This window comes from Jeotgalibacillus campisalis (assembly GCF_000829515.1).
GTDB lineage: Bacteria > Bacillota > Bacilli > Bacillales > Jeotgalibacillaceae > Jeotgalibacillus > Jeotgalibacillus campisalis.
In genome coordinates, this window is the sequence record NZ_JXRR01000014.1 from 88,498 (window position 1) to 108,989 (window position 20,492).

Consider the following 20,492-nt stretch of genomic DNA (forward strand, 5'->3'; position numbering starts at 1 on the left):
TTGCAAGAATAGGATAAAAAAGAGAAAATAGGAAAGTATAGAATGATTAGAGGAGGAACTAGATAATGGCAAACAGTGCTTCAGTTAAGAAGTTACAGGATCGAAGTCAGGTTAAGGAAGAAATGACCTGGAAATTGGAAGATATCTTTGCCTCGGATCAGGATTGGGATAAAGAATATAAAGCGTTGCAGGAAGAAGGTAAAAAAGCTAAAGAAGTACAGGGCACCCTCGGCGAAAGTGCAGATCATCTGTACAATGCCCTCCAATTACAAGATAAAATAATGGAGAGGTTAGGCAGACTCTATACATATTCGCATATGCGCTATGACCAGGATACGACTAACTCCTTTTATCAGGGGCTTGATGACAGAGCAGGAAACCTTGCATCACAGATCAGCAGTTTATTTTCATTTATGCTTCCTGAAATTCTTTCAATTCCAGAAGAAAAAATCACATTTTTCTTAGAAGAAAAAAAAGAACTGCAAGTATATAAACATGCACTTGAAGAAATTAATACTCAGCGGCCGCATGTTTTATCTGAAGGTCAAGAAGAGATTTTAGCTCAAGCCTCAGAGGTCTTGGGAACAGCAAGTAATACATTTAGTATGTTAAACAATGCCGATCTCGAGTTTCCGACAATTAAGGATGAAAACGGGGAAGAAGTACAAGTTACTCACGGAAGGTATATTAACTTTCTTGAAAGTGAGGATCCTCGTGTCAGGAGAGATGCATTTAAAGCGGTATACAGTACGTACGAAAAGTTCCGCAATACTTTTTCCACTACATTAAGCGGGCAAGTCAAAAAAGATAATTTTTCCGCCAGGGTGCGTCATTATGACTCTGCAAGACACGCCGCCCTTTCGGCCAACAGTATTCCCGAAGAGGTTTATGAGAACCTGGTCACTACCGTTAATAAAAATCTTCCTCTTCTGCATCGTTACGTTCAACTGCGGAAAAAGGTACTAGGTCTTGATGAGCTTCATATGTATGATTTGTTTACTCCTCTGGTTAAAGATGTGAAAATGAAAGTGCCATATGAGGAAGCGAAAGAGTTAATGATTAAAGGACTTGCTCCATTAGGGGAAGAGTACAGAAAAGTCGTTGAAGAAGGCTTTGAAAATCGCTGGGTGGATGTGGAAGAAAACAAAGGAAAGCGCAGCGGGGCTTATTCTTCAGGCGCTTATGGTACGAATCCGTATATACTGATGAACTGGCAGGATAATGTAAATAATTTGTTTACATTGGCTCACGAATTTGGCCACAGTGCTCACAGTTATTACTCTCGTGAAAATCAGCCCTACCCATACAGCGGCTATTCTATTTTTGTAGCTGAAGTTGCATCTACCTGCAATGAAGCCTTATTAAATGATTATTTAATGAATACGATTGAAGATAATAAGAAGCGTCTATATATTCTTAATCACTTTCTTGAAGGCTTTAGAGGAACCGTTTTCCGTCAAACCATGTTTGCTGAGTTTGAACATTTGATACACCAAAAGGAGCAAAACGGAGAAGCACTTACAGCGGATAGTCTGACAGAAGAGTATTATGCATTGAATAAAAAATATTTCGGTGAAGAGATTATAGTCGATGAGGAAATCGGCTTGGAGTGGGCTAGAATTCCTCACTTCTACTACAATTATTATGTTTATCAATATGCAACCGGCTACAGTGCAGCAACAGCTTTAAGCAAGCTTATATTGGAAAAGGGACAGCCGGCTGTTGATGAGTACATCAATAAGTTTTTAAAAGCGGGAAGCTCTGATTATCCAATCGATGTACTGAAAAAAGCAGGTGTGGATATGACGACCTCAGCCCCAATTGAAGAAGCATGCAAAGTGTTTGAAGAAAAGCTGAATGAAATGGAAGAGCTTTTAGCTCAACTATAGACAAGGTCACTGAGAATATTAGCTTTATGCGGGCTGGAGGGCGAGCTCAGTTAGTCGAGCAGGCGCTTAACTTTCAATGAACCCATCTCTTTCCCGGCGAAATAAATAAAGGAAAATGACTATATCCAAGGATATAGTCATTTTCCTTTTATTTTTATCTAAAAATGGGGAGTAAGTGGAGGGCGTTCAATGAAGTGAGTTCAAAAATCAGATGGAAAAACTTCAAAAAAATCCGCCTATAAACGTATTTCATTCTTTCTATATGTTAGTCATGACTTAAAATTCCTGCCGTCTTTTATCTCCCGCGTTTTGGAAAAGTTCTAGAGAAGCCGCGAAACCGATTTTTTGATGTGGCCCATATGATTGTCAAAAAAAGAACAATGAATAATATGATGGAGGAAAGGAAGAGGGGGAAGATCTCGAGCATCGCAAATAAGTGAAGTATAAAAGCTGCTACAACCAGGATAAACAATAGTAAGCCGATCCATTTTCTCATAATTTCCCCCCTTTATAATGCTATATTCGGGTGGTGTTTAAATTAGACCATCATTTTGCTTGTCTTACTTGTAAATACATGATAAGATAATCGTGTGAAGTTGATCACAAGCAAACATATACCCCTTTGTTTGACCGTGAAAAATTTCTCCCATCCCCTTTGTTCGAAAGAAAAGCCCTCATCATTGATGAGGGCTTTTCTTATGGAATAGTTTACGAAAGGAACCGCCAAAACGTTCCATTCTTAGTTGTGATTTGCTCAATCTTTTGTTGAAACATTCTCTTTTTAAGCTCTTTTTCTGCCTGTTGGACACTAATATTATATATTATGGCTAATTCAGGGGAAGCAACGATCTTGAATTGTTCAATAAATTCATCAATGGTAGGCAGCTGATTCTTTTCTGGATTTCCAACCATTTCCTCGATAATCTGAACATAGACTTCGTATGGATAGACGCCTTCTACTTTAATGCCTTCATCTTCAATATTTTCGTTAAAGAACACCAGTGTAGGTGTACTTTGCACTTCCATCTCAGTAGCAATTTTCATATCGCACTGAAAAGCTTTTGAGGCGGAAGGCGAATGAATATCCTGACAAAACTCATCCAGATCAAGCTTAGCTTCGTCTGCACATATTTGAAGAACTTCAAGCTCTGAGATATCCTGCTCTTTAAGAAATAATCTTTCCTGCAGTGTGCGCAAGAAACGGCTGCCTGCCCTTTTCCCCTGCAGTTCAGCAGCTTTAATGGCCACGGAAGCGATAAATGGAGACGTCATAGGAGTACTGTGCCATTCATGCCCATTGAGTCCAGCATTTCCATTCAGTGATCTGGCATTGTCTTGTGATGAAAGGATGGACGCGTTGGCACGGTCTCTTTTATTTAAGCCGGATAAGCTGCCCTTTAAAACGTATTTAATTCGAATGTACGACCCATACTCCATAATTAATTTCTTTATAATAGGTTCCAATGACCAGCAGTCAGGACATATGGGGTCTACAAACATATAAATTTCTAGCGGTTTTTTTTCAAGCTCTTGCCAGTTGGCATCAGACCAATGTTTTGCAGTCAATCTGTATCACCCTCTGCTTTTTCGGGAGTATTAATCATATGGTGGGCGGTAAGTGTCAGCCGGTGGAAAAGACCATCTCTGATCCCCTCATTTAACTCAACCTCATCCATCGCTTTTTCCATACATGAAAGCCAAGCATCTGCCCTGCTCTTTGTAATGGCATGTGGAAGATGACGGGCTCTTAGCATGGGGTGGCCGTGTTCTTCTGTATAAACTGAAGGACCTCCCAAGTACTGAGTTAAAAACTGCTGCTGCTTACGGATGGTTTCAGTAAAGTCTTCAGGAAATATACTTTTTAAGTCAGGATGATTGGCAACCTGGTGATAGAACGCAAGAACAAGTTCAGAAAGTTTTTCCTCACCGATTACGTCATAAGGTGTAAGAGTTCGATCCACCATAAAAAATAACTCCTTTATCCTTTATTTTTCTATCTGAAATATTGAATGTATCATCATTGTAGCAACGCGTTCCTTTTTTCTCAAATATATCGCCTTGAACGTTCCTCAAGATAAAAACACCAGCACGGTTAAACGGACTGGTGTTTAGGGAAGAGGCAATATCAAATTTAAGTTCAGCAAACCTTATTTAAAATCAATTTCCTAATTAATAAAGTCGCAAATGGAATTTTAGCTTTTAAGCGTTAAATGTATTCATCACTTTTTGAACATATTGAGTAGTTTCTTTAAAGGGTGGTATGCCATCATATTTATCTACATTACCCGGTCCGGCATTATATGCAGCTAATGCAAGCTTCGGGTTTTGGTTATAGCGGTCAAGCATATCTCTTAAATAGCGTGAACCAGCTTCTACATTTTCCTTAGGATCAAAAATGTTTTTAACTCCCAGCCATTTGGCTGTACCAGGCATAAGCTGCATCAGTCCGGAAGCTCCAGCGTGGCTGACTGCTTCAGGGTTAAAATTTGACTCATGCTGGATCACGGAACGGATCAGCTTTTCAGGCACATTGTATTTAGCCGCTGCCTCTGAAATAATTCCGTTAAGCGAAGGGGCAGATGAAGAAATATCGTTTTCAGGCAGGGGAGTCACTTGTGCAGTTAAAAGCTGACTTTCATTTAAAGATGGTTTTACTATTGAAGGAAATTGGTTTTCCTTCAGGAAGTGAGACACTGACCCCAGTTGATTGACAGAAATGGATGCAATAGATTCCTGAATCATTTGGTTGAAGAGTGTAGGGGGTGTTTCCTGAGTATTTTGCTGCTCAGGATTATATGCACCTAACGTCTTTAATGCCTGTGCATCAATCATCATTTTTACTGCGTTTATGTTCAAAGGTAAGCCTCCTAATTATGAAAAAGATTGTAACTCACACCACGCTCAGTTGGTAAAGTTATTGAGTTTCGCAAAACAGCCGGCAGGGTAATAGTCAATCAGGTCTGTATTTGTCGGTTTTTTTCTTTATAAAAACGTTCAATTTTATTATCGGTTTTTTTGACTGAAATGTTATAGGCTGAAAGTAACTCTTTGAAAATGGCTGCGCCTTCTTCATAACTTGCTGCTTCATACTCAAGTTCGTAATCTTCTTTTTTCAAGTAAGTACTGTGATCTAACACCAGCAAACCATTTTTATAAGGAAATTCAATTCGGTCGGTGGCAAGAGTGCCAAAATAAACAAGTTGTTCCACGGGAATTTCCTGCCCTTGCAGCAGCTGCGAAATCTCGCCATCAACCAATCCTCCATCTTTAAGCATGCGATTAGTTTCATCAGAATCAATCCACTGGTGATGTTCGAGAATTCCTTTTTCAACAGGCTGTTTAAGTGTAAGCTGGAAGCCTTTAGATTTTTCCCGGATACGCAAAGCTGAACGGATCGCTCTTAAGTGGAAAGCATGTGTATCGAAATAGTGATTTTTTTGAGTTTTGCTGTCATTAATTGAAACATGGAATGTATCGCACAGAAGCAGATACTCTTCTCTTGAAAGTAAATTTTTAAATTCTATTTCTAATTCCTGAGACAAGTTAATTCGCTCCTTTACTTCTTGTCCCTTTATTATCCTTTCTTTTACCGATATCTGCAATGGCATTATGCAAGATTTAAGGTGAATATGATAAGATGGAGATAGATAATCGGCAGGAAGGGGTAATAAAGTTGATTAGAAAGAAAGTTTGGCTGAATCAAGCGATTGAAATGAATAGTGAATTGATCCTAAAAGGAGAACAAACAGATGAAATTGGCAAACTTGAACCAACAGGACAGGTAATTGTTGATTCTGAAGAGCTTTCCTTTGTTTATCTAGCAGAAGAGAAAAGTGAATATACATATTTGTATCTGCCCGACTTTATATGGCCTGAACTAATAGAAGCGATGAAAAAAAATCAAAAGATTAACGTTCATATTGGCGAAAATAAAATGGAGTTAAAACAGCTTGAAGAAGAGTTAAATGATCTTGTTCTTAATATCGAAGGAAACAGCAATTACGGAGATGCTATGGTTGAAAAGGTGGAATCTATTTTTATAAAGGGATAAGGGACTCGATCGAACTAGTGCCGGATGTCATTAAAGCATGGGGTGATGTGAATGAATCATTGGGAATCTTTTCTAGAACCATATAAACAAGCCGTAGATGAGTTGAAAATCAAATTAAAAGGCATGAGAACTCAGTTTCAGTTGCAGTACACTCACTCGCCCATCGAATTTGTTACTGGCAGGGTCAAACCAATTGCAAGTATTTTAGATAAAGCAAATGAAAAATCAGTCCCGTTGGAAAAACTGGCCTCAGACATGCAGGATATCGCAGGACTGCGAATGATGTGCCAGTTCGTGGATGACATTGAAAAAGTAGTAGAATTACTGAGACAGCGAAAAGATTTTATTATAATAGAAGAAAAAGATTATATTTCAAATAAGAAGCAGAGCGGGTACCGTTCATATCACGTTATTATTGAATATCCGGTTGAAACAATAAAGGGTGAAAAGCGGATACTGGCCGAAATACAAATCAGGACGCTTGCAATGAATTTCTGGGCAACGGTGGAACACTCCTTAAACTATAAATACCAGGGACAGTTTCCAAAAGAAATACAAAATCGTCTGCAGCGTGCGGCTGAAGCAGCGTTCAGGCTTGATGAGGAAATGTCAGAAATCCGGGAAGAAATCCAGGAAGCCCAGGCATTCTTTCAGGAAAAAAAAGAAGACCAAATGAAAGACAAAAGTAAAGAACGATCAAGCCGGAGAAAAAATTATGGAGATAGTCATTGATGGGAGGCGATCTGTAGTGAAATTTGCAATAACCTCAAAAGGCGATGCGAAATCGAATGCACTTATGCACAAGATGAAGTCATATTTAAAAGATTTTAATATGGAATGGGATGAAGAAGAGCCGGAGATTGTCATATCGGTAGGTGGTGACGGAACGCTTCTTTATGCTTTTCACCGCTATAGTTCACGTTTATCGAAAACAGCTTTTGTAGGTGTACATACAGGTCATTTAGGTTTTTACGCCGACTGGGTGCCGGATGAAATTGAGAAACTGGTCATTGCGATCGCTAAAACGCCATATCAAATTATTGAATATCCATTAATTGAAGCCATAATCCGTTATAAAAGCGGAGGCAGGGAAACAAGATATCTGGCATTGAATGAATCTACAGTAAAGAGTGTTGATGGGACCCTTGTCATGGATGTTGAAATCCGGGGACAGCATTTTGAAATCTTCAGGGGAGATGGTCTTTGTTTATCCACTCCATCAGGCAGCACTGCTTACAACAAAGCGTTAGGAGGAGCGATTATTCACCCTTCTTTGCCCTCCATTCAACTGGCAGAAATGGCATCCATTAATAATCGGGTGTTTCGAACAGTAGGTTCTCCTTTAATCATGCCGGCTCATCACACATGTATGCTAAAGCCGGTGAATCGCTCCGATTTTCTTATTACAATTGACCATCTTACACTTGTACATAAAGATGTTAAATCGATTCAATACCGGGTGGCAGATGAGAAGATCCGATTTGCACGCTTTCGGCCTTTTCCTTTTTGGAAAAGAGTTCATGATTCATTTATTGATGGGTAAGGATTGGAGTAAAAATGGATAAGCGAGTCAGATTACAGTGGGTTGTGGATGAAAATGAATCAATCCTTCTTAGAGAATTCCTTAAAATAAAAGAAATATCCAAAAGATCGTTAACCGACATTAAATATAATGGAGGTACGATAAAAATAAATGGAGTAGAATCTACAGTTCGTACGCTCATAAAAAGCGGGGATAGAGTAGAAGTGCAATTTCCTGTTGAAAACAGGAGCCAAACTTTATTGCCTGAATTGATTAAACTAGACGTGGTATATGAAGATGATGATGTTTTGATTATAAACAAGCCGCCCTATATGAACAGCATCCCATCAAGAGAGCAGATGTCAGGAAGCATCGCCAATGCCGTTGCAGGAATGTATGATAGCAGGCAGTATCCCGGAGCAGTTCATATCGCTACCAGACTTGACCGTGATACATCGGGCCTCATGCTAATTGCCAAACATGCGCACGCTCACCATTTGATCGGAAAGCTTCAGAAGCAAAACAAGGTCAGCAGATCTTATTTGGCCATCATACATGGGGAAATTAACCCGCCAGTTGGAAGGGTATGTGCGCCGATCGGCAGAAAAAGCACAAGTATCATTGAAAGAGAAGTAAGACAGGATGGACAGCAGGCTGTGACAGATTATCGCTTAATTGATCAAAATAATTTTTACAGTGCAGTGGAATTAAAATTACAGACAGGAAGAACACATCAGATAAGGGTACATTTAAATCATTTGGGTCACCCAATTGTTGGAGACGATCTATATGGAGGAAAAAGAGATGTCATTCAAAGGCAGGCACTGCATTCGAGAGAACTGACTTTTATTCATCCTCTTACAAAAAAAGAAATGAGTTTTAAAGCAGAGCCGCCTGCAGATATCCGTTCTCTATTGGACCGCATTCGCTTTAGTACTTAACGGTAAAGACTCTCATTAAAACTCAATTAAAAGGCAAAGAGGAATGTCTGCAGAAAAACATTTAGCTGTAGACATTCTTTATTTTGCACTTTGTTCTTTTTGCAAGGAGCCGCATTAAACGGTTTAAAGGAAATCCATATCTCTAAATTTTTCCTTATTGTATGGCATAGACGATGGGAGAGACACAATTTCCATTTCGGGATAGCGTATGGCTGTCAGTTGATTGCCAAAAACCGCCCCCGTATCAATATTAACAGAGTTATTTTTGAACCTTGCTTCATGAACCGGAGTGTGGCCATATACGATAAATGAATCTCCTTTGTATTCCTTCGCCCAGTCCTTTCGAACAGGCAGCCCTTTTTCAGTTGTCTCGCCCGTTACGTCTCCGTAAAATACGAAAGATTCTATCCGTTTACTCATCTTCCCTATGTCATCATGTCTGATTCCTGCGTGTGCAATGACGAGTCCGGCATCATCAAGTACATGATAAAGTGGAGATTTTTCATACAGTTCTTTAAATTGGGCAGTAATTAAGCGCTGTTTTTGAGGTGGCAGTGCTTTTATTTCAGCGACTGTAGTTTCAAGTCCGTGAATAATCTTTACATTGTTTCCTTTAAGGTAACGGTAAAGCTTATTGCAGTGATTGCCAGGGACGTAGTATGCTTGGTCTTCTTTAATTAGAGTATAGACGTCTTGGATTACACCTAAAGAATCCGGACCTCGATCGGTTAAATCTCCAACAAACCCAAGCTTCCTGCCGCCAGGATGTATGGGTATGCCGGATGCCCAGCTGTAACCAAGCTTTTTTGTCAGGTCAATCCATTCTGCACGACAACCATGAATATCCCCTATAACATCAATCTTCATATAGATCCTCCTGTTTTTAATATGTATTTGGTGGTTACTGTAATTAAGTAGAGACAGGCATCTTAGAATCTGCTAGTATAATGTTGATTTAAATCTCCGGGAAGGGAGTGTGAACGCAATGGCTGAAACCATCAATGAAAAAGATCAAGCAAAAACTATCGAAGAGCTGCTCGTTCGAACTCTCATCAATCACGAGCTTGAATTATTCAGGGAAGAATATTTTAACTTACACCCCTATGACCAAGCAAGATTTTATCTTCGTTTGAGTGTGGAGCTTCGCGAGAGAATTTATGAATGCTTATCACCGCAGGAAATGGCGGATATATTTGAAAACCTGGATGCTGATGATGAAGACTATGAGCCCATTTTATCAGAAATGGTCCCTCAATATGCTGCAGACATGCTGGCTAATATGTACACAGATGATGCAGTAGATGTATTAAATGAATTAAACAAAGAACAAGTGGCAAGTTATTTAACAATAATGGACGATGCCTCAGCACAGGAAATAAAAGATTTATTGCATTATGAAGAATATACGGCAGGATCTATTATGACCACCGAATTTGTTTCTATACCTGAACATTCGACCGTTCGTTCAGCTATGGCAATTCTTAGATCCAAAGCGCCAAGTGCCGAAACGATTTACTATACCTTCGTTATTAATAACGAAAAACAACTATCTGGAGTCGTTTCCCTAAGAGATCTTATTACAGCAGAAGAAGATATGCTGATTAAGGACATCATGTCTGACAGAGTCGTTTCTGTTTCAGTTGGAGAGGATCAGGAAGAAGTAGCAAGAACGATGAAAGACTACGATTTTTTGGCTCTTCCAGTTGTGGATTTTCAAAACCATTTACTCGGAATTATAACAGTCGATGATATTATGGATGTTCTTGATGAAGAAGCCTCTGACGATTATTCTAAGTTAGCAGGGGTATCAGATATGGATTCTAGAGACCGTACTCCTTTTCGAGCAGCAAAAAAAAGACTGCCCTGGCTCATTGCTTTATTATTTTTAGGAATGCTCACGGCCAATTTAATTGGCAGGTTTGAAGCTACACTTGATCAAGTAGCAATATTAGCTGTTTTTATACCGCTTATTGCGGGAATGGCGGGCAACACAGGAACTCAGGCACTGGCAGTTGCCATAAGAAGTATTGCTACAGGAGATATTCAAGATGAAAGCAAATGGAAATTAATTTTCCGGGAAGCAGGAACCGGATTGATCACAGGAACAACCTGCGGGATTCTAGTTATAGGAATTGTTTATGTCTGGCAGGGTTCCATATTCTTAGGACTTCTTGTGGGTATTTCCATCTTTGCTTCACTTATTGTTGCGACCCTCGCAGGCTCATTGGTTCCGCTTATTATGCACAAATTTAATATTGACCCTGCTGTCGCATCAGGTCCATTTATTACCACAATCAATGACATATTTTCTATTTTAATTTATTTTGGGATTGCAACAGCCTTTATGGGATACCTTGTCTAAATCAAAGGAAGTGTGAAAGACGTTTAAATTAGTTCTTTTTAATAGTAAATTTGAGGTAAACGAAGCGGAAGGTGGCGACTCCTGCAGGATATGACGGTTGCTTGAGACCCCATAAGGCAAAGCCTGAGGAGGGCTTAAGCGTCTGTCCCTGCGGAAAGCGTGCGCATGAAGCGAAGAGAACCGGGTTAAAGAGGTTGAGACATTTGTCCCAACCTCTTATTTTGCATTGCTTGTTGTGGATAAACATGATAAATTAGTATCAGGTACTAATACTTGTTCTAAAAATGGAGGAATTAAAAATGTCACTTTCATTAAAAGGAAAGACTTTTGTTGTGATGGGTGTAGCAAACAAGCGCAGTATTGCATGGGGCATCGCTCGATCATTGGATTTAGCAGGTGCGCAAATTATTTTTACATATGCAGGTGAACGCTTCGAAAAAACAGTAAGAGAGCTGGCTGAATCTTTAGAAGGTGACCACCCGCATATTCTTCCTTGTGACGTGACGAACGACGATGAGATCAAAAACTGTTTTGAAACCATCCAGCAAAAAGCAGGAACGATTCATGGCGTAGCTCATTGCATCGCATTTGCTGAAAAAGAAGATCTGCAAGGAGAGTATTTGTCAACAACTAGAGATAATTTTCTGCTCGCACATAACATCAGCTCTTATTCACTTACAGCAGTAGCAAAAGAAGCCCGTAAAATTATGACAGAGGGCGGTAGCATTATTACCCTCACTTACCTGGGCGGAGAACGCATTCTTCAAAATTATAATGTAATGGGTGTAGCCAAAGCTTCATTAGAAGCCAGTGTGAGATACCTAGCAGGTGACCTTGGAAAAGACGGCATTCGTGTCAACTCAATTTCTGCCGGTCCAATCCGTACTCTGTCGGCAAAAGGAATCGGCGATTTTAATTCTATTTTAAAAGAAATTGAAGAAAAAGCACCTCTTCGCAGAAACACAACACCAGAAGAAGTAGGAGATACAGCTGCATTTTTGTTTAGTGACTACTCAAGAGGAATCACTGGTGAAAATCTTCATGTCGACTCAGGCTACCATATTGTAGGATAATTATATTTCAGGAGGAAAGAGAATCGAAATAGGGATTCTCTTTTTTTTATTTTAAATCATGAATCCTTCATTTTCTCATACAATGAAAAGAGACTAAGTTTGAGAAAGGGGATTATTATGAGTAATAAAGAAGAAAGAAAAGCACACAACCCCTTACTATACATTGATCAACCATCGTTCAAAAGCTCCAAACCGGTGATGCAGCAGGTGTATCAAACCACCAGAACCAGGGATAAAGATGACAAAAAAGAGGACAATAAAGAATTGACAGCAAAAAAGAAAATAAAAGCAAAACCGCTGGGATATGTATATGATGATGAAAAAAGTGAAAAAGCGCCAGTTAGCAAGCATACAGAATTAGAAAAAGCAGACGAAGTGCTATCCAGACCCACAGTAGCTGAACGTTTTAAACCATTAAAACCGTTTAAGGAAATGAACGTATCGGAAAGATTAGATTACCTGAAGCCGTTTATTGGGAAAAGAGCACCGTTCATTTGTTTATTTGAATTCGAAGACAAGACACGTGTCAAAGGCGTTTTAAATGAATGCGCAGAAGAAAAAGTCACGATTGCAGCGAAGGATGGCGAACTCATTACACGAAAAAAAGATGAACTGAAAAATATCTACATTAACTAGGCTATAGAAAATTTTCCTTTTTAAGTAAATTCATCCTTTCGAGTTAGGAAAAGTCTGCCGGTTTTTTTCTTTTCTACCGTTAAATACTATAAAAAAAGCCGCTCTGCTTTTTACGCAGAGCGGCTGTGTTATTTCTTTGGGAGAAAGATCTAAGGACGCAAAAGATTTGAGCAGAATTACCATGACTCTTCATGTAGAAGAATGGTTGTAAAACTGCGTGGAAGCTTTGTTCATTCCCTATAGTCATAAGCTAGTTGATCAGGGGGGTCACTTCATCCTTAGTCGCAAAGTCCAAGAAATACATCTTTAATACATTGAACAGCACAGAAGCAGTTAAGATCTACTGTAATACAGCTATCCGTTGATTCAAAGTTGTAAACTTTGCAAAGCTTCTTAAGATTAATTTTAGATCCGCAATCTGAAAGCAAATCAACTTCATGACCGTCTTTGTCTTTCGGCTCAAGGACACGAAGTGTTGCACAGCAATTGTCAAAAATGCTTTCAATACGGAAGTAAATTGAGATACAATCATGATCGTATCTGTCTTCATCACGGTAAAAAGCGTGGAACGGAGTACCATCTTTCGTTTTAAGAACGAAAACCCGTGTATCTGCAGGTCTTCTGCGTGATGGACTTGTTAAATCGCCAAGCGGCTCAAGGAAGCAGCTTGTTAGACAAGGTTGACATTCTTCTACAACATTGTCCTGGATATCTTTTATTGCGCGTACCACCTCGCATACGCAGCCTTCAAACCCACTCACATTATCTTTCTTTCCACAACAGCTCATTATTTCTCCTCCTTTACATTGGATTCTATATAAGGTATTCAAACCTGAACTGTATGGTTTAGTCATTCGCCTGTTTTAGAAAAAAAGGCATGAAAAATAAAAACTGATACAAACTAATAGCTGAAGATGTACATCTGAAACTAAATGAGGGATCGCATAATGAAAAAATGGATCTACACATTTCCGCTAATGATGCTTTTGGGCGGCTGTGCAATGTTCGAAAAAGTAGGACCAAGTGAATTAATAATTCATGACACCCACGAAGAAAAAGTGCACATTATCAATGAAAAGCTTCAAAAGTCAGAAGAACTGTACGACACCATTATCATTGCAGGAGAAGATAAAATTCTGGTCAGTTATAAAGTTCATCATATGAACCGGTTTCATATGAAAAAGATTGAGAAAAAAATTAAAAAGTGGACAGAAGAAGAATTTCCAGATCAGGAAGTAGACGTTTCAAGTGATTATAAAATATTTCTGGAATCGTATAATCTTTTTCAATCATGGGAAGATGGTTCTCTTTCTATAGAAGAAGCTCAAAAAAAATTAGATAAAATTATTACGTTGAAAAATGATTTGACGTAAAAGGCGGGGTATCTATGGCAAAACAAACAGCTAGTGAAAAATCCTATCAAAGTCTCGTTAACGCACATGATCGCAAGCGGCCTGTACTCATAAATTGCATAAAGGCGTTTCTAGTTGGAGGGTGCATTTGTATAATTGGACAAGCGGTCACAGTCTTCTATATTACATTCTTCTCCTTTACTGAACAAACAGCCGGCAATCCTTCTGTTGCGACGATGATCTTTTTCGCAATGTTTTTAACAGGTTTCGGGGTTTACGATCGTCTCGGCCAGTTTGCAGGTGCAGGAAGTGCAGTTCCGGTAACAGGATTTGGGAATGCGGTAATTAGTGCTGCAATTGAACATAAAACAGAGGGGTTTGTTTTAGGTGTCGGTGGCAATATGTTTAAGCTTGCCGGGTCTGTAATTATTTTCGGAGTATTTGCAGCCTTTGTACTTGCCACTATAAAAACGCTTCTGAGTTATTTTGGGGTGGTAAATTGATGGATACTAAAACCTGGTTTTTTAAAAACAAACCCGCCATTATGTTTTCCGGGGTAGTGGGGGGGCCGTTTGAGAAGAAGAGCCCCTACTCCTCTGAGTTTGATCAATGTATGGATAGTTTATGGATGGAACAGGAAAGTTTTGAAAAAGCAAACCGCCTTTTAATTGAAGAAGCAATTGAAATTCTTATGAAAAAAGCGGCAATTGAGCCCCATGAAATCGATGCTCTCTTGATGGGAGATTTAATTAATCAGCTTACACCAACCAGTCTTGCCGCAAGAACTTTATCCGTACCGTACCTCGGATTATTTAGTGCCTGTGCTACGTCAATGGAGGGGCTGGCCCTTTCGGCTGTACTTGTAGATGGAGGATACAGCGGCAAAATCATTACAGGTGCATCGAGCCATAATGCAGCTGTTGAAAAGCAATTTCGCTACCCGACAGAATATGGGGGTCAAAAACCGCCAACAGCTCAATGGACAGTTACAGGTGCAGGTGTTGCTCTGATAGAAAAATATACAGCCCAATCTTCACCCTATGCCTTCATTGAAAAAGCGACAATCGGAAAAGTGGCAGATGAAGGAATGAAAGACCCTTATAATATGGGTGCAGCGATGGCCCCGGCTGCAGCTGATGTGATTCACCGCCACCTGACCCAGACCAATCAAACGCCTGATGACTTTGATCTCATCGTGACTGGAGACTTGGCATGGATTGGCCATTCCATCACTGAGGACTTATTAAAAGAAAAAGGGTGGACGTTTAAGGAAGGACAATTTTTAGATTGCGGAAAACTTTTTTATGTGGAAAACCCTGGTATACAGGCGGGTGCAAGCGGACCAGCCTGCTCAGCCATGCTTTTTTACAGTCATTTTTTAAATGAACTTCAAAAAGGCTCTATAAAAAAGATGCTTGCAGTAGCAACAGGAGCTCTTCTGTCACCACTGACGTTTCAACAGGGAGAGTCCATTCCGTGTATCGCTCATGCAGTGGAGTTAAGCAGTCCCAGTAATTATCAAGTTAACTAAAGGAGAGAAAATTGTCATGTGGCCGTTCTTTTTTTGGGCTTTTGTTGTTGGCGGTTCGATCTGCGTCATCGGACAGCTGCTTATGGATGTCGGAAAGCTTACACCAGCTCATACATTAAGTACGCTGGTTGTAAGCGGTGCTGTAATGGATGCTTTTGGTTTATATGAGCCATTAATCGATTTTGCCGGGGCAGGCGCAACCATTCCGATCACATCGTTTGGAAATGCGCTGATGCATGGTGCGATGCAGGAAGCAGAGAAGCATGGAATTGTTGGGGTCTTGACGGGGATGTTTCAAGTTACCTCAGCAGGTATTTCCGCTGCAATTATATTTGGATTTATCGGAGCATTGTTATTTAAACCGAAAGGATGACCGTGTGCCCACTCCTCGAATGATTTTTTTTCATAGTATATGAAAGAAGGAAAGGGGGAGGTGAAGTTCATGTTTGGTTACGGCGGTTATGGCGGTGGCTACGGAGGTTGTGGTTACGGTCAAGGTGGCGGCTACTCTACATTCGTTTTAATTGTAGTCCTCTTTATCCTGTTAATTATTGTTGGTGCAAGTTTCTGCTAAATGATAAATTTAACTAATTATCATTAAAAATTAACTCATAAAAGAGCTTGTTAGAAAATCAGTCATAACTGATTTCTTTCGGCTCTTTTTTTGTGCTTGCGCCAACTTATAAAGCAAATACTCCAGTCAGCTGAGGATTCAAATCTTCTTAATGAAAGAACCATTTAGGATTCTTGTACATATAATGTTAAAGATGACAGAGGAGGGGAATACATTGAACGATGCATTTTTTAAACGTATCGAACAAAAAACAGGTGTCAGTATGGATAACGTCTTTTCATTGGCCCAATCATTTCAAAGCGCAGATTTTAAAGATGAAAAAACGGTGCGTAATCTAATCAAACAGGTATCAGCAGTAGCCAACAAACCCATTACAAAAGACCTTGAAGACAGGATTGTAGAGACCATTACGGCCAAAGGGAAATCAATTGATTTCAACACAATCTCAGATATGATGAATAAAAAAGACGGAAAATAAGGGTTTAAACTAGTTGACTTCCACCAATGTGTTTAACATTTTTTTAATTTGGGTAAGGATAAGGAACTGATTAAACACAGAGGGGAAGGATATTAATGGGATATATTGCACCTGTAAATAACTACCAGTACCAGCAATACGCTGAACGTGATGCAATAAAAGGGTACGATCCATTTTATTTAACCCCTGTACAAAAAATTAGTCCCTACCGGACATCGAGCGAAGAACTAGAAGGACAGCCGACAAAAGAAAAAGATCAATATAGCTTCCGGGCTGTAAACGAAGATAATGTAAACAAATCAAATACATCAGACAGTTCCTTTGTTACTTTGCACTTAATTCCAAAATATACAGGCAAGGGTAGACTTTTTAATGAGTCTGTTTAAAATAAAACAAACCTGACGCAATTTCGTCAGGTTTGTTTTATTTTTTTTACCATGGATTTATGAGGAATTCCTGCATCTAAAAATTCATCAGAAGTAATATGGTAACCAAGCTTTTCATAAAATGACAGTGCATGACTTTGAGCATTCAGCCTCAATGTTTGGATTCCTTTATTCTCAGCAAATGCTTCGATTCCCTGCATAATCGCTGCTCCTGCACCAGTTCCGCGATGAGAAGATAGAACGCATATTCTCTCAATTTTACCTGATTCTTCGACCAATCTAAATCTGCCAGCACCTACTGGACTATTTTGTTCATATAAGACAAAATGATCACTTTCAGGATCATAGTGATCAATTTCATCTTCAATTGGAACCTGTTGTTCATCTACGAAGACCTGTTTTCTAACAAATAACGCATCCTCTTTTTCTTTATCAGTAGAAACATGGACAATTTGAAGCATATTATTTTTCACTCCCGAGACGAAACGTCTCATATACTGTCCAAGAGCCATTTTCTAATTGATATAGAAGATGGAAGCGGTCGACGGTTTCTTCGAAATTAATTCCCGCCATGCGCAGCGAGCCATATACATCCGAGTGTTCATCATCAGACAGCTTTTGTGCAACTGTAATATGAGGCACAAAAGAAAGCTCCGGTGCACCCCCCAGATCCTCTGTATGAAGGGCTTCGTGTAGTGCAAGAAGCTCAGGTGTAGTGTCCACTTTCATATAAATTACATTATTTACGGGTTGAAAAGAACTAATCTTATACGCCCGCAAAGTAAAGGGTTTTGTTTTTTCTCCAACCTGTTTTAGTTTAGAGGATATAGCTGCGATTTCTTCATCGGTAGCCTCGAATGCATTTTTTACGGTTATATGGGGCGGAATTAATGAATAATGCGGGTCATACCTTTTGCGATAAGAATTCGCCAAATCTTGCAGTTTTTTTGATGGAAAAATCGCGATACCAAATTTTGTCATCACTCATGCCTCCTCTGATCTCTTCTGATGAATATTGTTTACACCTTGATTATATCAAAACTTTTAAAAGAAGCCTAAATATTAATAAGACGTCTTTTTAAACATCATCTTCATAACTCTGCTTAAGTCGGGCTGCCAGAATTTCCAAGTATGACCGCCATTAAATTCATCATAGAAAACCGAGAAGCCTTGTTGTACCATTACGTTATGAAGCTCTCTGTTCGGAGTTAAAAAATCTTCTTCTGACCCCCGAGTTGTTTTCACAGTTGTTTCCTCCGTGCCTATAATATGATATACATTAATTAAATGTACATCCTTAAATGAATGAGCTGCCTGAATCACCTGATCATTCACTAAAGGCGACTGCATAATGACGCGGCCAAAAGTATGGGGATATTGCAATGCAGCTTTAAATGACACAGTACCTGCAAGTGAATCGCCAATTAACGCTCTCCCCATTCCCATTTGATAGGTTGGAAATTCTCTGTCTATGTAAGGCACAAGCTCTCGGGCTAAGAAACGAATGTAAGCCTCATGCTGCTCACCGTTTGGATGGTATTTTCGTGAACGGTCTTCTACATCTTTATAAGGAACGCCTACAATAATTAGATTTTCTATTTCTTCCTGCTCCAGGAGCTGATCAGCGAGTCTGGGCAGTCTTCCAAGCTGAAAATAATCCTTGCCATCCTGGGCGATTAATACCGTATACTTATAGAGCGGAGAATAGTTTGATGGGAAATAAATAAGCAGTGTCATCTCTTCTTTTAGAGCTTCACTGTATAAAGTGTGTTCCTTTATGGATCCTGTACCTGCCATGTCTGTTCCTCCGTTTCACAATCAGTAAAGTTTAAAGCGTTTGCACATAAATTGTATCATATCATTCCCATTTATATATATGAAGCATTTTACTAGGAGGAAAACCAATGTCATTAGAAAGAGTTCATTCTTATGTAGTTACAAAAGCAGCTAAGGATTGCTTGACGGAGCGTGGTGTTAAGATTTCTGATATAGCCGAAATTGTGATGCAGATGCAAGGTCCATATAACAGTAAACTGACGATTGAGGAGTGCGAGGACAGCGTGGAAAAAGTATTGTTGAAAAGGGAAATACAGCATGCGCTGCTCGTTGGAGTGGAACTAGATAAGCTCGCTGAACAGAAAAAGTTGTCAGAGCCTCTTCAATCCATCGTTGAAGCGGATGAAGGACTTTTTGGCGTAGATGAAACGATTGCTCTTGGGGCATCTTTGGGGTATGGGAGTATTGCAGTTACTACATTTGGGCATTTAGATAAAAACAAAATCGGCATTATTGCAAAGCTTGATACGAAAGTCACAGGCGGCGTGCACACGTTTCTTGATGATATGATTGCTAGCATAGCAGCAAATGCATCTTCAAGACTTGCCCACCGCTTAAGAGACTTGGAAGAAAACCTTTCACCGGAAGTTCGAAGGGTAATTGAAGATGAATAGTAATACATCATACACTATCCATACAATAATGGGCTGAGACATGAACAGCATTCCAGGATTATTAAGATTGTTACATGACTTAATTATTTGCTCTAATGATTGATTTTATAGTGTTTTACTAAGTGTTTTTCAATCCCCCTTTTAATCAGTTTGACAAAAAAGTAACATTTCGTGATAAAATAGTATACGTATTAATGTAACTTTATAAGGGGGGCACTATATTGAAAAAGAGTAAGTATTATTTATTTATGGTAATGTTGCTTGCAGTATCGATGATTTTAGCTGCATGTGGAGGAGAAGACAGTGAAGAAGGCGGAGGAGAGGGTGAAAGCGAACCGGACATCCTCGGTCTGGCTACAGGCGGAACAGGCGGTACATATTACCCGCTTGGCGGCACTTTTGCAAACATGATTAAAGATGAAACTGGAATTGATACGGATGCAGTAACATCTAACGCGTCAGCTGAGAATATGGCAATGATCAACAATAACGAAGTAGAAATTGCTTTCGTACAAACTGATATTGCCTCTTATGCCGTAGAAGGTACACAGATGTTTGACGCTCCTATTGAGAAAATCAGAGGGTTAGCAACTCTATATCCAGAAACGATTCAAATCGTAACGACTGCAGATTCAGGAATTGAATCTGTTGAAGATCTGGCAGGCAAGACTGTGTCAGTTGGTGAGTCAGGTTCTGGAACACGATTGAATGCAGAACAAATTCTTGAAATCCATGAGATGAGCTTTGAAGATATGGATATTCAAAACCTTTCTTTTGATGACTCAACTACCGGGATTCAAGATGGCTCTATTGATGCAGCATTTATTACAGGAGGAACACCGACTGGTGCAGTAGAAGGACTGGCTGCACAAGTAGATGTGGTGATTGTTCCAATCGAGCAGGAAAAAGCCCAGGAATTGATGGAAGCTTATTCTTTTTATTCTGAAGATGAAGTGCCTGAAGGTACGTATAGTCTGACTTCAGCTGTACCTACAGTCGCTGTTCAGGCAATGCTTGCTATCTCAGCAGATCTATCTGATGATCTGGTGTACGATATCACGAAAGGTATTTTTGAAAACACGGACCAAATCACTCATCCAAAAGGTGAATTTATTACTGTGGATACCGCTCTTGACGGTATTGGCATAGAAGTTCATCCCGGCGCACAGCGCTACTTTGATGAACAGGGTGTAGAAGCAGAATAACAGCAGGATACATTGGCAAACAGGTCCTTTTTGGACCTGTTT

General features: G+C 39.6%; 26 protein-coding genes. 17 read left to right on the forward strand and 9 right to left on the reverse strand.

From position 1 onward, the window contains the following. The first annotated feature begins 65 nt into the window (after positions 1-65). Positions 66-1,889, forward strand: coding sequence for an oligoendopeptidase F (gene pepF / locus KR50_RS07550; protein WP_041056919.1), 1,824 nt, complete (start codon positions 66-68; stop codon positions 1,887-1,889). A 708-nt stretch (positions 1,890-2,597) separates the two neighbouring features. On the opposite strand, the gene KR50_RS07560 is transcribed toward pepF, so the two are convergent. The 4 genes from KR50_RS07560 to KR50_RS07575 form a co-directional block, all read right to left on the reverse strand. Next, positions 2,598-3,455: a ClpXP adapter SpxH family protein gene (locus tag KR50_RS07560; RefSeq protein WP_041056925.1), complete on the reverse strand. Its 858-nt coding sequence runs from the start codon at positions 3,453-3,455 to the stop codon at positions 2,598-2,600. Continuing rightward, positions 3,452-3,853, reverse strand: a complete 402-nt coding sequence (locus KR50_RS07565) for a globin domain-containing protein (RefSeq protein ID WP_041056928.1) — start codon at positions 3,851-3,853, stop codon at positions 3,452-3,454. Before KR50_RS07565 ends, KR50_RS07560 begins: the two co-directional genes overlap by 4 nt. A gap of 235 nt (positions 3,854-4,088) precedes the next feature. Continuing rightward, complete coding sequence (locus KR50_RS18810; RefSeq protein ID WP_041056931.1) at positions 4,089-4,745, reverse strand: lytic transglycosylase domain-containing protein; 657 nt, start codon at positions 4,743-4,745, stop codon at positions 4,089-4,091. 98 nt (positions 4,746-4,843) lie between these two features. After that, positions 4,844-5,431, reverse strand: coding sequence for a CYTH domain-containing protein (locus KR50_RS07575; protein WP_041056934.1), 588 nt, complete (start codon positions 5,429-5,431; stop codon positions 4,844-4,846). Between the two features lie 131 nt (positions 5,432-5,562). On the opposite strand from KR50_RS07575, the gene KR50_RS07580 reads away from it, so the two are divergent. Genes KR50_RS07580 through KR50_RS07595 form a run of 4 tightly spaced genes read left to right on the forward strand, consistent with a single transcriptional unit; the run spans position 5,563 to position 8,403 of the window. Further along, positions 5,563-5,940 (forward strand): UPF0738 family protein, encoded by a 378-nt coding sequence (locus KR50_RS07580; protein WP_156969488.1) that lies wholly within the window; start codon positions 5,563-5,565, stop codon positions 5,938-5,940. A 51-nt stretch (positions 5,941-5,991) separates the two neighbouring features. Further along, positions 5,992-6,672 carry a GTP pyrophosphokinase gene (locus KR50_RS07585; RefSeq protein ID WP_041056938.1) on the forward strand — a complete coding sequence of 227 codons (681 nt, stop codon included), beginning with the start codon at positions 5,992-5,994 and terminating at the stop codon, positions 6,670-6,672. 16 nt (positions 6,673-6,688) lie between these two features. Next, a complete protein-coding gene (locus tag KR50_RS07590; RefSeq protein ID WP_041056941.1) occupies positions 6,689-7,483 on the forward strand; it encodes an NAD kinase in 795 nt (264 codons plus the stop codon). A 14-nt stretch (positions 7,484-7,497) separates the two neighbouring features. Then, positions 7,498-8,403, forward strand: a complete 906-nt coding sequence (locus KR50_RS07595) for an RluA family pseudouridine synthase (RefSeq protein WP_041056944.1) — start codon at positions 7,498-7,500, stop codon at positions 8,401-8,403. Between the two features lie 123 nt (positions 8,404-8,526). On the opposite strand, the gene prpE is transcribed toward KR50_RS07595, so the two are convergent. After that, positions 8,527-9,270 carry a bis(5'-nucleosyl)-tetraphosphatase PrpE gene (gene prpE / locus KR50_RS07600; protein WP_041056947.1) on the reverse strand — a complete coding sequence of 248 codons (744 nt, stop codon included), beginning with the start codon at positions 9,268-9,270 and terminating at the stop codon, positions 8,527-8,529. Between the two features lie 118 nt (positions 9,271-9,388). Between prpE and mgtE the strand changes: the two genes are divergently transcribed. From mgtE to KR50_RS07615, 3 genes are all read left to right on the forward strand, one after another. Beyond that, positions 9,389-10,765, forward strand: a complete 1,377-nt coding sequence (mgtE, locus tag KR50_RS07605) for a magnesium transporter (RefSeq protein WP_041056950.1) — start codon at positions 9,389-9,391, stop codon at positions 10,763-10,765. Between the two features lie 299 nt (positions 10,766-11,064). Further along, positions 11,065-11,838, forward strand: coding sequence for an enoyl-ACP reductase FabI (fabI, locus tag KR50_RS07610; RefSeq protein WP_041056953.1), 774 nt, complete (start codon positions 11,065-11,067; stop codon positions 11,836-11,838). 117 nt (positions 11,839-11,955) lie between these two features. After that, a complete protein-coding gene (locus KR50_RS07615; RefSeq protein WP_041056956.1) occupies positions 11,956-12,474 on the forward strand; it encodes a CotO family spore coat protein in 519 nt (172 codons plus the stop codon). A 278-nt stretch (positions 12,475-12,752) separates the two neighbouring features. On the opposite strand, the gene KR50_RS07620 is transcribed toward KR50_RS07615, so the two are convergent. After that, positions 12,753-13,262, reverse strand: a complete 510-nt coding sequence (locus KR50_RS07620; RefSeq protein ID WP_041056958.1) for a CotY/CotZ family spore coat protein — start codon at positions 13,260-13,262, stop codon at positions 12,753-12,755. A 159-nt stretch (positions 13,263-13,421) separates the two neighbouring features. Here KR50_RS07620 and KR50_RS07625 point away from each other — a divergent pair, with 159 nt between their 5' ends. The 7 genes from KR50_RS07625 (at position 13,422) to KR50_RS07650 (ending at position 16,795) form a co-directional block, all read left to right on the forward strand. Continuing rightward, positions 13,422-13,847, forward strand: coding sequence for a hypothetical protein (locus KR50_RS07625; protein ID WP_041056960.1), 426 nt, complete (start codon positions 13,422-13,424; stop codon positions 13,845-13,847). A gap of 14 nt (positions 13,848-13,861) precedes the next feature. Further along, positions 13,862-14,329, forward strand: a complete 468-nt coding sequence (spoVAC, locus tag KR50_RS07630; protein WP_041056963.1) for a stage V sporulation protein AC — start codon at positions 13,862-13,864, stop codon at positions 14,327-14,329. After that, positions 14,329-15,357, forward strand: coding sequence for a stage V sporulation protein AD (gene spoVAD, locus KR50_RS07635; RefSeq protein WP_041056966.1), 1,029 nt, complete (start codon positions 14,329-14,331; stop codon positions 15,355-15,357). Before spoVAC ends, spoVAD begins: the two co-directional genes overlap by 1 nt. Positions 15,358-15,373: 16 nt before the next feature. Continuing rightward, positions 15,374-15,730: a stage V sporulation protein AE gene (gene spoVAE / locus KR50_RS07640; protein WP_041056969.1), complete on the forward strand. Its 357-nt coding sequence runs from the start codon at positions 15,374-15,376 to the stop codon at positions 15,728-15,730. A gap of 69 nt (positions 15,731-15,799) precedes the next feature. After that, positions 15,800-15,931, forward strand: coding sequence for a YjcZ family sporulation protein (locus KR50_RS18235; protein WP_084215526.1), 132 nt, complete (start codon positions 15,800-15,802; stop codon positions 15,929-15,931). A gap of 214 nt (positions 15,932-16,145) precedes the next feature. Continuing rightward, on the forward strand, positions 16,146-16,409 hold the full coding sequence (locus tag KR50_RS07645; RefSeq protein ID WP_041056972.1) for a stage VI sporulation protein F: 264 nt from the start codon (positions 16,146-16,148) through the stop codon (positions 16,407-16,409). Positions 16,410-16,504: 95 nt separating this feature from the next. Further along, entirely contained in the window at positions 16,505-16,795 is a 291-nt protein-coding gene (locus tag KR50_RS07650) for a hypothetical protein (RefSeq protein WP_041056975.1), read from the forward strand. A gap of 26 nt (positions 16,796-16,821) precedes the next feature. On the opposite strand, the gene KR50_RS07655 is transcribed toward KR50_RS07650, so the two are convergent. The 3 genes from KR50_RS07655 to KR50_RS07665 form a co-directional block, all read right to left on the reverse strand. Then, complete coding sequence (locus KR50_RS07655) at positions 16,822-17,256, reverse strand: GNAT family N-acetyltransferase (protein WP_041056978.1); 435 nt, start codon at positions 17,254-17,256, stop codon at positions 16,822-16,824. A gap of 1 nt (position 17,257) precedes the next feature. Further along, positions 17,258-17,776, reverse strand: a complete 519-nt coding sequence (locus tag KR50_RS07660; RefSeq protein WP_041056981.1) for a YjcG family protein — start codon at positions 17,774-17,776, stop codon at positions 17,258-17,260. A gap of 81 nt (positions 17,777-17,857) precedes the next feature. Beyond that, positions 17,858-18,592 carry an alpha/beta hydrolase gene (locus KR50_RS07665; RefSeq protein WP_041056984.1) on the reverse strand — a complete coding sequence of 245 codons (735 nt, stop codon included), beginning with the start codon at positions 18,590-18,592 and terminating at the stop codon, positions 17,858-17,860. Positions 18,593-18,699: 107 nt separating this feature from the next. On the opposite strand from KR50_RS07665, the gene KR50_RS07670 reads away from it, so the two are divergent. Both KR50_RS07670 and KR50_RS07675 read left to right on the forward strand, forming a co-directional pair. Next, positions 18,700-19,245: a phosphatidylglycerophosphatase A family protein gene (locus KR50_RS07670; RefSeq protein ID WP_041056987.1), complete on the forward strand. Its 546-nt coding sequence runs from the start codon at positions 18,700-18,702 to the stop codon at positions 19,243-19,245. 221 nt (positions 19,246-19,466) lie between these two features. Then, complete coding sequence (locus KR50_RS07675; protein ID WP_041056990.1) at positions 19,467-20,450, forward strand: TAXI family TRAP transporter solute-binding subunit; 984 nt, start codon at positions 19,467-19,469, stop codon at positions 20,448-20,450. Positions 20,451-20,492: the final 42 nt, after the last annotated feature.